This window comes from Roseivirga sp. BDSF3-8, from assembly GCF_041449215.1.
Classification (GTDB): domain Bacteria; phylum Bacteroidota; class Bacteroidia; order Cytophagales; family Cyclobacteriaceae; genus JBGNFV01.
The window spans coordinates 960,901-973,814 of the sequence record NZ_JBGNFV010000001.1 but is presented as its reverse complement, the minus strand read 5'-3'; the positions used below and the strand labels follow the sequence as shown (position 1 = coordinate 973,814).

The 12,914-nt window shown below is 50.3% G+C and carries 7 protein-coding genes; all 7 read left to right on the top strand.

Annotated features, from left to right (window positions below):
- Positions 1-2,225: 2,225 nt before the first annotated feature.
- The 7 genes from AB9P05_RS03900 (at position 2,226) to AB9P05_RS03870 (ending at position 11,274) form a co-directional block, all read left to right on the top strand.
- The gene (locus AB9P05_RS03900; protein ID WP_371907499.1) at positions 2,226-2,642 is read left to right on the top strand and encodes a hypothetical protein; all 417 of its coding nucleotides are present in this window, start codon (positions 2,226-2,228) and stop codon (positions 2,640-2,642) included.
- Positions 2,643-2,751: 109 nt separating this feature from the next.
- Positions 2,752-3,156, top strand: a complete 405-nt coding sequence (locus AB9P05_RS03895; protein WP_371907498.1) for a hypothetical protein — start codon at positions 2,752-2,754, stop codon at positions 3,154-3,156.
- A 136-nt stretch (positions 3,157-3,292) separates the two neighbouring features.
- Complete coding sequence (locus tag AB9P05_RS03890) at positions 3,293-4,375, top strand: efflux RND transporter periplasmic adaptor subunit (RefSeq protein WP_371907497.1); 1,083 nt, start codon at positions 3,293-3,295, stop codon at positions 4,373-4,375.
- Between the two features lie 15 nt (positions 4,376-4,390).
- The gene (locus AB9P05_RS03885) at positions 4,391-7,564 is read left to right on the top strand and encodes an efflux RND transporter permease subunit (protein WP_371907496.1); all 3,174 of its coding nucleotides are present in this window, start codon (positions 4,391-4,393) and stop codon (positions 7,562-7,564) included.
- Positions 7,545-9,005: a TolC family protein gene (locus AB9P05_RS03880; protein ID WP_371907495.1), complete on the top strand. Its 1,461-nt coding sequence runs from the start codon at positions 7,545-7,547 to the stop codon at positions 9,003-9,005. Before AB9P05_RS03885 ends, AB9P05_RS03880 begins: the two co-directional genes overlap by 20 nt.
- A 377-nt stretch (positions 9,006-9,382) precedes the next feature.
- Positions 9,383-10,054 carry an ApaLI family restriction endonuclease gene (locus AB9P05_RS03875; RefSeq protein WP_371907494.1) on the top strand — a complete coding sequence of 224 codons (672 nt, stop codon included), beginning with the start codon at positions 9,383-9,385 and terminating at the stop codon, positions 10,052-10,054.
- Complete coding sequence (locus AB9P05_RS03870) at positions 10,054-11,274, top strand: site-specific DNA-methyltransferase (protein WP_371907493.1); 1,221 nt, start codon at positions 10,054-10,056, stop codon at positions 11,272-11,274. Before AB9P05_RS03875 ends, AB9P05_RS03870 begins: the two co-directional genes overlap by 1 nt.
- Positions 11,275-12,914 lie beyond the last annotated feature (1,640 nt).

Genomic DNA, 12,914 nt, shown 5'->3' with positions numbered 1-12,914 from the left:
AAGCATACAAACTCATCTTAGTTCTAGCGTTCTGCAAGACTGTTCAGTTACAAACTGAACTTAAATGATAGGTCCGATCCACTCCGGACGAGAGTACCCTTCGCTAATCTCGAACCAGTAGAAAAGTACCTACAAACCTAATCCTGTCAATCAGAATATCCTTAAAAATCCTGAGCTAAAACATGCAGTGAAGTTACTTATCCGGCAGCGTGCAAGAGCCAGTTGGGGGTATGGCTACTTTTCTACCAGACGGTGGGCACCATGCAATGGGCGCCATGCAATGGGCGCCATGCAATGGGCGCCATGCAATGGGCGCCATGCAATGGGTACCCCGGAATGCGCTATCGCTTATCCGGAGATATGTGCGTGATAGGGACGAACCTGTAAACCCCTATCCTGATCATCTATTCATCCTTAAAAATCCTGAGCCAAAATGTGCCGCAAGGGGGACTTAGTACGGTGCTTCTATTTGACTTTTCATTTGGTGGCATCAGTGCACTACGGTTATTCCCCCTTACGGCCTATAGCCGTCAAGTTAAGCACACAAATTACTGTAAATCAATTAATAAGAAGTGAGTCCCCTTTTGGGACTGGGGACGCACACGTCGGGCAGGCGTAGAAATTTACTTTGGAATGGCAATAGCTCACGCCGGGGTGGGTCTAAAGCTGGAGCAATAATCCATTATTTCAGCTACCTACAGTCTAACCCAGTCGCCTGCGTACTCGGTCTGAAAGACCCCGGCTCCGGAATCTTTATTTGAGTTCTAAATGGCCATTTGAGGCCGAGTCGGTCCCGACCCCGGCTCCCAGGAGGGTAATTTACATGGGATCAACTCTTAGCTTGACGGCTATGCGCCCCCAGGGAGAGGTCCGACTTTCGTGGTCCGACTTTCGGTGATCCGGCATTCCGCTGGGCGGCATTCCGCTGGGCGGCATCCGCAAGTACATGCAGCAAATAGCAAGAGAGTAATCATTTCAGTGTACTACTACTTTTAACTTGACGGCTATGCTTCCATAACGCACCATCCATATGTCAAAAATAGCCATTACCCCCGCCAATCAGACACTTTTACATTTCCTTATTTTTTGTACTTTTACCACATCGGGCATTTGGCCACCAGCCTATTTTACACCTGCCTTTCACCCTATCCATCTCTCTTCTCCTTCGCTTCTACGACGGTTCTGCTTCGCTACTCCTTCGCTATGAGTATAGCTTGAGTCCATCCTCGCTAGGGGGCAGGCCTACTCAGCATATACCATACAAAGATATGGCATTTTTCTAATCGTGGCACAGCCACTTCATCTCACCCTACAGAGCATAGACGTCAAGCTAAGCACCAATTCCCCTCCTTTGGTAATAGGAGTGGCCCGGCATTCCGGAGGTCCGACTTTCGGGGTCCGACTATCGGGGTCCGACTATCGGGGTCCGACTTTCGAGGTCCGACTATCGGGTGATAGAGTATGTGCCCTCCCTTCCGAAAAAATTCCTTTCCCCAAGAGAAGCCGAATGAAATACAAGACTACTTAGGGAAAGGTGGCCGCCGTGGTAAGCATAAGTACTGCAGGAAGCATATCGAAGAGATGTAGTTACCTTCCCTCAAAAATTGATTCGCGGACGGAAAGGGAATCCACCCCAGTCGCCTGCCAGCCCGGCTCCCACCAGGGTAATATGCTATTGTGCCATGCTAGCTTGACGGCTATGCCTTACGGCCTGGAAAAACATCCTTAATGCGCTATTCCCCGACTTGATCGGGGGCGGCCTGCACAGGATCCGTCAGCTACTTGCACACTGCTGCCTTAAAGTGCCCCCATGTGTTTAGCGGACTGTCTACAAGGAGCAGCAGCGGGTTTAGCCACGCCCTACCATCCGCCGGGGACCCCGGTATTCTCCTTAGGTCGAAACCGGGGATTATCGGTGACCGGAACGCCCCCGTGAGGTATAGAACGGCGTGTTTGAGCTGGGGGCGCCTAGCTACGGCGATAGCTGGAGCGAGTAGTGATAGCCCGACCCGCCTAACCGGGGCACGCCCAAATTTAAACCCATCCACCAGCCGTAGAGACACGATTAATCGCGTCTCTACAGATATGGCACATTTTACCAAACCCACCAAACCTAACATCCGTAATCAGGGATTGACACCCATTAACAATTAACCATTCACAACTAACAATTAGTAAAAAACCCTTGACTTTGATCAAAACCTTCGCGTAGCTTTGTATTTCATATGCCTAAGGCTATAGCTAAATATCTCCTGCCACTGTGCATCCTTCTATGTGCCGCCCTTGGCGTGGCCCTGCATGCTCAGGCAGAACAGCAAGTGCATACTCCCTCCGGGGAACATGTACAAGCTAGCTATGCCCCTGCCCGTCAGGCGCAGCAAGCCCCCGCATATCAGGTATCCGATCTATCCAGGCTTACCCTCTACGGTGAGGCCTTCGATTCGGAAGAAGAAGAGGAGGACAAGAAACTCTTTCTCAAAAGAGTCCTCGAAAGGAGCCACTTCCTTTCCGCTATTGTCTATGACCCCCTCACACAGTTCATTGCCTCCCTTACACCCAACCGCTTATCCCTGAGCAGGCACTATACCCAATTCTCTGCTCTCAACCCCCTCTACCTCGTAGTCCGCGTACTGAGACTGTGATACCCTGTGCGGCTTTGCCCGCCCATGTCACCCCATACCTCCGCCTGCATGCAGTTTACTTCTGCGCGCATTAGCGGCACATTCTCACTTACACGATACCATCGAGTACATGGCTAAACAGACCATTACCTGTTTCATTTGGTTTTGCATCCTGCTCATGCTGAACGGCGGATACCTCCCCGTGGCAGCCGCCCAGACAGCCTCAACCCATACGGAAGGCAGCCCTACCGCATCCACCATTGCGGCTAAAGGTCCTGACCAGCCCGGCGAGGCAGATAAGCTTTCCCAGGGACAGGACACCGATCCTTATCTCCACCTTTTCCTTTCCGAAAGCGAAGGCGAGGAGACAGAGACCGAAGGCGGTGCCGATAGCCTCTGCACCCCACAGTGCCTTTTCGCGCCACTATACACATTTACACCCTCTGCTGGCCCTTGCCCGCAGCACCAATACAGCCACTTTCACCGCCGCTACTCCGGCCTGTCCCCCCCTTATACCCCTGAGCCAATCCCCTGATCACTAAGGGGCGGCCTACCAGACCAGGCTAAATCCGGCCTGACACAATCACTATCATCCTTACACAAACCGGCACGCCACCTGTAGCCGCGCTGCCACCCATGTTTTAACCTCAGTTTGTAATCATTTTAAGACAATGAGAAATATACTCATGATCATCAGCCTCTGCGCCCTCGTCGCCCATGCAGGCTGTGAATCACACCGTGAACATCACGTAGAAGAGACCACCTTTATCGTCACCAGTCCCGTCAGGATGGACACCACCATTACCGAAGATTATGTATCACAGATACACTCCATACAGCATATAGAACTCCGTGCCCAGGAGCGCGGCTTCCTCGAAAAAATCTATGTAGACGAAGGCCAGTTTGTCAAAAAAGGCCAGCTACTCTTCCAGATCATGCCCCGGCTCTACGAAGCCGAGCTCAAAAAAGCCCAGGCCGAAGTAAACTTTGCCGAAATAGAATACCAGAACACCAAGCAACTCGCCGATAAGAACATCGTCGCACCTAACGAGCTCGCCATGGCCCGGTCCAAGCTCGAAAAAGCCAAAGCCGAGAGAGCCCTCGCCCAGGTCCACCTGTCCTTTACCCAGATACGTGCCCCCTTTGATGGCATCATAGACCGCTTTCATGTGCGCCAAGGCAGCCTGCTCGAAGAAGGCGAGCTCCTAACCACCCTCAGCGACAACAGCAAGATGTGGGTATACTACAACGTCCCCGAAGCCGAGTACCTCGACTACCGCGCCAAGGTTAAAAAAGACAGCAGTATCCAAGTAGGCCTCCTTATGGCCAACCACAAGATGTTTCCCTACCCAGGCGTCGTGCAGACCATAGAGGCCGACTTTAACCACGAGACCGGAAATATCCCCTTCAGAGCCACCTTCCCCAACCCCGACGGCCTCCTGCGCCACGGCGAAACCGGCAACATACGCATGACCGTCCCCCTGAAAGGCGCCCTCCTCATACCCCAGAAAACCACCTACGAAGTCATGGACAAAAAGTACGTGTACCTCGTAGACGACCAGGGCATCATCCATGCCCGCCAGATCACCGTCAGTGCCGAAATGCCCCACCTCTACGCCGTACAGAGCGGCCTTACCGAAAAGGACCACATCCTCCTCGAAGGCCTGCGACTCGTGCGTGACAATGAGCAGATCAAATACAATGTCGTAGCCCCCCAAAAGGCCATCGCCCAACTCCACCTGTACGCAGAATAAAACCCCCGACAAGACATGTTTAAGAAATTCATACACAGACCGGTACTCGCCATCGTGATCTCCGTGATCATCGTATTTGTCGGTACCCTCTCCATAAAGCAACTGCCCATATCACAGTTTCCGCAGATTGCCCCTACTACCGTCAACATCTTCATAGCATACCCCGGCTCCAGTGCCGATGTGCTCGTCAAATCCACCCTTATCACCCTCGAGCAGGCCATCAACGGCGTGCAGGACATGCGCTACATAGCCACCGACGCCACCAGCGCCGGTGAGGCCACCCTCCGCGTCATCTTTGAGCCCGGCACCGACCCTAACGATGCCGTTATCCGCGTAAAGACCCGCGTAGACCAGGTCATGCCCCTGCTCCCAGAGCTCGTACAGCGCGAGGGCGTCATCATCACCCCCATACAGCCCAGCATGCTCATGTACGTCAACCTCTACTCCAACGACTCCACCATGGACGAGAAGTTCCTCTACAACTACGCCACCGTGCAGATGATCCCCGAGATCTCCCGCACCAAAGGCGTCGCCCGTGCCCAGATACTCGGTAGCCGCCGCTACGCCATGCGCGTATGGCTCAATCCCGACCGCATGCGCGCCTACAACCTCGCCGTAGAGGACGTCATGGAAGCCCTCGAAGAGCAAAGCATAATCGGACGCCCCGGCCGCCTCGGCCAGAGCTCCGGCATCGCCGCCCAGTCACTCGAGTACGTACTCACCTACCAGGGCCGGTACAACGAACCACAGCAGTACGAAGACATCATCATCCGCGCCAATGCCGAAGGCCAAAGCATCCACCTGCGCGACATCGCCACCGTAGAGCTCGGCTCCGAGTTTTTCGATATCTATTCCAACCTCGACGGCCACCCCTCTGCCGCCATCGTCCTCAAGCAAAACTACGGCAGTAACGCCAGCGAAGTCATAGAAGAAGTAAAAGCCAGGCTGCAAGACATGAAAGGCACCTTTCCTCCCGGCATGGACTACAAGATCAGCTACGACGTATCACAGTTCCTCGATGCCAGTATAGAGCAAGTCGTCCACACCCTCCGCGACGCCTTCATACTCGTCGCCATCGTCGTATTCATTTTCCTCGGCGACTGGCGGTCCACCCTCATCCCCATCCTCGCCGTGCCCGTCTCACTGATTGGCGCCTTTTTCGTCATACAGATCTTCGGCCTATCCATCAACCTCGTCACCCTCTTCGCCCTCGTCCTCGCCATCGGTATCGTCGTAGATGATGCCATCGTCGTCGTAGAGGCCGTCCACGCCAAGTTCGATGAGCAGCCCCGCATCAGCCCCTACAACGCCGTCAGGCAAGTATTAGGAGAGATCAGCGGCGCCATCATCGCCATTACCGCCGTCATGGTATCCGTATTTCTGCCCATCTCCTTCATGTCCGGCCCCGTCGGCACCTTCTACAGGCAGTTCAGCATCACCATGGCCAGCAGCATCGTCATCTCAGCCCTTATTGCCCTTACCCTTACCCCCGTCCTCTGCGCCATGCTGCTCAAAAACCACCATGGTCAGCACAAAAAGCACAACATCCTTACCCGCTCCCTCGACAGCTTCAACCGCGGCTTCGATAAGATCACCGGTAAGTACTTAAACCTCCTCAGGCGCATCGTCAGCCGCAGGTGGCTCACCTGGGCCATACTCGCCCTCTTTGCCCTCGGCATCTTCCTCGAAAACCAGATACTCCCCTCCGGCTTTATCCCCAGCGAAGACCAGGGCACCATCTACGCCATCATACAAACCCCTCCCGGCTCCACCCTCGAGCGTACCAATAAAGTATCCCAGGAGCTCCAGAAGATATGTGAAGAAATAGACGGCGTAGAGTCCGTCTCCTCACTCGCCGGCTACGAGATCATGACCGAAGGCCGCGGCAGCAATGCCGGCACCTGCCTCATCAACCTCAAGCCCTGGTCACAGCGCGAGCATAACGTCCACCAGATCATGGAAGAACTCGAAGAAGAGACCCGCGGCCTAGGTGCCGTCATCGAGTTCTTCGAGCCACCCGCCATACCCGGTTTCGGTAGCTCCGGCGGCTTCTCCCTGCGCCTGCTCGACAAGACCAACGACACCGACTACCAGGAGTTTGATAAGATAAACCAGGACTTCATGGACAACCTGCGCGCCCGTCCCGAGCTTAGCGGCCTATTCACCTTCTTTGCCGCCAACTACCCCCAGTACGAGCTGCAGATAGACAATAACCTCGCCATGCAGAAAGGCGTCTCCATCGGCAAAGCCATGGAAAACCTCAACATCCTCATAGGCAGCACCTACGAGCAAGGCTTTATCAAGTTCGGGCAGTTCTTCAAAGTCTACGTCCAGTCAGACCCCCGCTTCAGAAGACTCCCCTCCGATATCCTCAAAATGTACGTGCGCAACGAAGACGGCGAAATGGTTCCCTATTCCTCCTTCATGAAACTCAGGAAGACCCAGGGGCCTAACGAAGTCACCCGCTTCAACCTCTACAACTCCGCCGCCATACAAGGCCTCCCCGCCAAAGGCTACACCACCGCCGATGCCATACAGGCCATCCGCGAAGTAGCCGCCCAGACCCTCCCCAAAGGCTACGACATCGCCTGGGAAGGCCTCAGCTACGACGAGTCCAATCGCGGCAACGAAGCCCTCTACGTATTCCTTATCGTACTCACCTTCGTATACCTCGTCCTCGCCGCACAGTACGAGAGCTTCATCATACCCCTCGCAGTCGTATTCTCCCTGCCCGTAGGCGTGTTCGGCTCCTTCATGCTCCTCCAGCTCATGGGCCTCCAAAACGACATCTACGCCCAGATAGGCCTCATCATGCTCGTAGGCCTCCTCGGTAAAAATGCCGTCCTCATCGTAGAGTTTGCCGTACAGAAGCGCCAGCAAGGCCTCACCATATTCCAAGCCGCCATAGAAAGCGCCAAAGTGCGATTCAGGCCCATACTCATGACCTCATTCGCCTTTATAGCAGGGCTCATACCCCTCATCATCGCCAGTGGCGCAGGCGCCATCGGCAACCGTACCATAGGCGCCTCCGCCCTCGGCGGCATGCTCCTCGGTACCATTTTCGGCGTCATCATCGTCCCCGGCCTCTACTTCATTTTCGCCAAACTGGCAGACGGCCGCCACCTCATCAAAAACGAAGATCAATCCCCACTATCAGAAGAAAAACACCATGAAAACATATATGTATAAAGCACTGGGCGTGCTCGCGGTAATACTCATGTTTACCGCCTGCTCCGTGCCCTCCATCACCAACCGTAGTGCCAATACCCATGTACCTGCCGCCTACCACGGCCCTCAGGACACCACCAATACCGCACGCATAAACTGGAAGGAATATTTTGCAGACCCCTATTTGCATGCCCTCATAGACAGCGCCCTCAGCAATAACCAGGAGCTCCACATTACCCTACAGCAGCTACAGATATACAAAAATGACATAAGCGCACGCAAAGGCGAGTACCTCCCCTCCGTCACCCTCGGGGCCCGTAGCGGTGTAGAAAAGCGCGCCCGCTACACCCCCCTCGGTGCCATGGAGGCCACCACCCACATAGAGCCAGGCAAAGAGATGCCCGGCATGGAGATGCCCGAGCCCCTACCCGATTTTATGATAGGCGCCTTCGCCACCTGGGAAGTAGACATCTGGCGTAAGCTCCGCAACGCCAAAAAAGCCGCCACCATGGAATACCTCGCAAGCCTCGAAGGCCGTAACTTCATGGTCACCAACCTCGTCGCAGAAATAGCCGATGCCTATTACCAACTGCTCGCCCTCGACAGTGAGCTTGCCATCATACAACAGAACATCCGCATCACCCGCAACGTCCTCCAGATCGTACGCTACCAGAAGCAAGCCACCCGAGCCACCGAGCTCGCCGTCAAGCGATTCGAAGCCCAGTTGCTCAACATTCAAGGCCTGCAGTACGACATACAGCAGGAAATCATAGAGGCCGAAAACCACATCAACTTCCTCGTAGGCCGCTTTCCACAGCCCGTGCAGCGCAGCAGCCAGGACTTCAACAACCTCACCCCTCCCGCAGTACACGCCGGTATACCTGCACAACTACTGCAGAACCGCCCCGACATACGCCAGGCCGAGCTCGAACTTGAAGCCGCCAAGCTCGATGTAAAGGTCGCAAGGGCACAGTTCTACCCCAGCCTCGGCATCACTGCCGGTGTTGGCTACCAGGCCTTTAACCCCAGCTACCTCCTCCGCACCCCCGAAAGCATGCTCTACTCACTCGCCGGTGACCTCGTTGCCCCACTCGTAAACCGGAACGCCATCAAAGCCGGGTACCGCAACGCCAACGCCCGCCAACTGCAGGCCGTCATCGACTACGAGCAGACCATCCTCCGCGCCTACATCGAAGTCGTAAACCAGCTCTCCGCCATAGACAACCTCGCGCAGAGCTACGACCTCAAGCAGCAGCAGGTACAGGTCCTCAACACCTCCATCGACATCAGCAACGACCTCTTCCGGTCCACCCGCGCCGACTACATGGAAGTCCTCATGACCCAGCGCGACGCCCTCGAGTCCAAGTTCCAACTCATAGAGCTCAAAAAGCGCCAGCTCACCGCCATCGTCACCATCTACCAGGCCCTCGGCGGCGGCTGGACCAGACAGTCCACCCAGTAGCAGCCCAAATAGGAGTGTAAAGACCCTAATTGAAGCAAGTCTAATAAGCAACCTCCTCACCCAACTGAGGTTAGTGATTGATAAAAACCCACCCCGCGCGTGCAGGGTGGGTTTTTTGTTTTAGGGGTGGGGTGTGATGCGTTTTGGTGTGGTGGAATGAATATGGTGCGTTTGGCTTTGAAGCCGAGTGATGCGTTTTTGATTTTTGGGCGTGTCCTGTCTGCTTATCAGCATCCAGGCCGGGCTTTCGCTACTCGCCCCGCACCTCCTTCGTCGGCATGTGGCTCAGACATGCCGCTCTATCCCTCACGCTGGGGGTAGGGTATAAACCTGATTTTCCTGTAGCATTGAATAATCTAAAAATTTAACTTTGTTACATGGATATTTTGAAGGACAAGATAAAAAAATTAGCCGAGAGGTATTCTGCAAATCTTGGTGATAAAATCGCTAGGCGGAAAGAAGAAATGAAAGGTGATGACAACTCTCATTATCTTATTTACAGAGTACTAGGAATCACTGTAGAGGAGGGTGAACTAATAGATATTTACCAAAATACGGGTCGATTTTTGTATAAATATGCAGGATCGTTTTTAGAAGAAGCGGCAACTTTGTGCTTTAATTTTAAATACCCTGATGGGATAAAGACAAAAATAGAAAATACCTTGGGCAAAAGGCCTAAAACATTTGAAATTGATTTTTTAAATGGCAATGACGCTATTGAGGTGAAATGGAGGGATGCCACTACGGATGGCGATCATATTACAAAAGAGCATACGAGAGTTAAGGTAATAAAAGGCCATGGATATACACCAATCCGAGTTATGTTTTATTATCCCCAAAGACAACAAGCGATTCGAATTCAAGAAACTTTAAAAACACTTTATACCGGTGTCGAAGGAGAATACTATGCAGGAGATGAAGCATGGGACTATCTTAAAAATTATTGTGGAGTAGACTTAAAACAGATTTTAATTGAGATAGCAAATGAAAATGAATCAAAATTAACTCAACAAATAGAAAATGAGGTTAAAGATAAAAGGAAAGATTGATGGAGTTGAATAAAATTATTAAAGGTGACAGTGTACAAAGCCTTGCAAATTTTGAAGAAAGTCTCATAGATTTGATTTATTTTGACCCACCGTTCTTTACGCAAAAAACCCATTCACTTAGAAAAGGAAAGGATAAACTCTATAAGTTTGACGATAAATTCAATTCCCTCGAAGAATACTTAAGTCTTATTGAAAATGTTTTAGTTCAATCAAAGCGAGTTCTTAAACCAACAGGTAGCGTTTTTCTACATTGCGATAAAACTGCTTCTCATCATATAAGAGTAATCCTAGATAAAGTTTTTGGTCATAATAACTTTCAAAGTGAAATAGTATGGACATATAGAAGATGGTCTAATTCAAAAAAAGGATTACTAAATTCTCATCAAATAATCTTCTTTTATTCTAAAACTAATAACTTTAAATTTAATCCTATTTTTACAAACTATTCCCCAACCACAAATATTGATCAAATACTACAGGATAGAGAACGTGATAAATTTGGCAAGTCTGTTTATAAAAGAGATAGCCAAGGTAACATAGTATTGGGTAAAGAAAAAAGAGGAGTTCCGCTATCCGATGTTTGGGAAATTCCATATTTAAACCCTAAAGCAAAAGAAAGAACAGGCTATCCAACTCAAAAGCCAGTATTATTGTTAAATCGAATTATTGAACTTGTAACTGACGAAGGTGACTTAGTTGTCGATCCTTTTTGTGGGAGTGGAACTACCTGTGTTTCTGCGAAAAACCTAAATAGAAATTATTTAGGTATAGACCAATCTTGTGATGCTGTCGAACTTGCAAAATGCAGACTGGATGATATGGTTATTACCCAATCTAATTTATTGAAAAATGGGGAGGAAAGCTATATTGAAAAGTCTGAAAAAGACTTAGCAATATTACAGACTATAGGAGCTGTTCCAGTCCAAAGAAATTCTGGGATCGATGGTTTTTTAAAAGAACAAATAGACGGCAAGCCTGTACCTATCAAAATTCAAGGAAAACATGATTCCTTGGATGATAGCATAGAAAAAATTGAAAAGGCATCAAGAGGAAAGGGCTATGATTTAAAAATTGTTATTCAAACGAGAGAAGCAGGTGTGAGAAGGTTATTTGGGATAAATTCTAATGTAGAAATAATTAAATCATTAGACCTTCTCACCAAAGAGAAGTTAAATAGTCATTTTAAAAAAACTGATGACTTCGAAAAGAATTCAAACTAAATTAGCCCCGTTTGGCGCAAGCATACTAACTCCACTTAGTTCAAGCGGCCTGCTCGTCCAGAAAGGATTGGACTAAAACTTGCAGTAGGTTGGTGATCCGAAGTCTGTTTACACTAGCAGCAGTGCCTTAAACGACCGTTAGCCTCTCTTGGGAGCGCGGTCTGCAAGACTGTTCAGTTACAAACTGAACGTAAATGGTAGGTCCGAGATACGCTTCGCTAATCTCGAACCAGTAGAAAGAGTACATCTAAACCTGTCTATCCTTTAATCCATTTAATCCTGAGCTAAAATGAGCCAACAGTCTGCTAGGGGCAGTGGTGGGTATAGCTACAATTTTGCCGGAGGATGGGCGCCATGCAATGGGGACCCATTGCATGGCGCCCACGGGTCAGGCCCGGGGATGGTGCGTGACCGGAAGTGTGCTTAGGGCTGTACTTCTTTTGGCCATTCTCTCTGGTAGCCTCAGTGCACTGCCATTATTCCCCCTTACGGCCTACAAATGATGGGTAGACGTAGAAGCCTCACTGCGAAGGGGACGGGGGCAGAATGTACCTATTAAACTCTGGGGTACACCCCGGGGGATGTAACCAAAGAGCGAAGTCACACTAATTGCCCCTAGTACATTTAGCCCACGATCTGCCAGATACCCTTCCTTCCGCGAAAGAGCGGTGGTTGAGCTATGGCATTTGTTTTTCAAATAGACATATGATGCGAGTGAATCATTTCAGGCGCGGCCACCTTCTCTAAAACAGAGAAGGAATTTTGGAGGTGGCTCTTCTGGATTGATACGGATAAAACCAGAAATAATAGCGATAAGAAAATCCTGACCATCACCAAATCAATAAAAATCCTGATCCAAACGCTGCACTGCCGTTATTCCCCTCTTGCAAATGAGGTGAGTAGGCCTCATATACGGGATAGAAACCCAACCGCCTGAAGCATCCCGGTTGGGAAATATTGCTCTGCGCCGATCGTGTAATTAAATATCTAATGTCGGGATGGTTGGATCTGTTGAATATTATATTAAAGCACCAGTAATTTACCGGTGCTTTTTATCCTTTTTACATACAAACACAATGAGAATTATCGCATCTTGTCAAGGCTGAACCATCATAGCAAATCCGAGGGTCTGTTTCAGGATAAGGACATTCGATTGTGGCTCCGCCCTTTATTCTGATTCCTGAATTATTAGTTACAAAACTTGAGACGCTTAAGCTTTCAAGACTAATCTTCTCTCTTTTCATAAGTATATTTTATTATTTAGTTTAAGAGATAATAGCAATCTAAATTCCAAAAGCAAACCAATTTTCATCCCCCATCCCCATTTGTACTTTCGAAATATCCCCCTAAATTGCTTCCCCCGCCTGAGAGCCCCAAATCAGAGTTATCCACATTGAACTGCTTCGTCTCTGCTTCGCTACTAGTCCGTAACTACTTCGGTATGCCTATGCTTTGCCTATAGGTATCCTATAGGAACAGTATAATAGAGGCGCCTTTCTTTAATATCATCAGAAAATTGTACTTTTTCGTGTATACATCCCTGCTAACCACCAGCCTCCCTAATCTAGCCATACCCCATCATAGTAAAAGTATTTCTGCCAACAGACTTTGTACACCCCATGAGATCACATATCTTAACA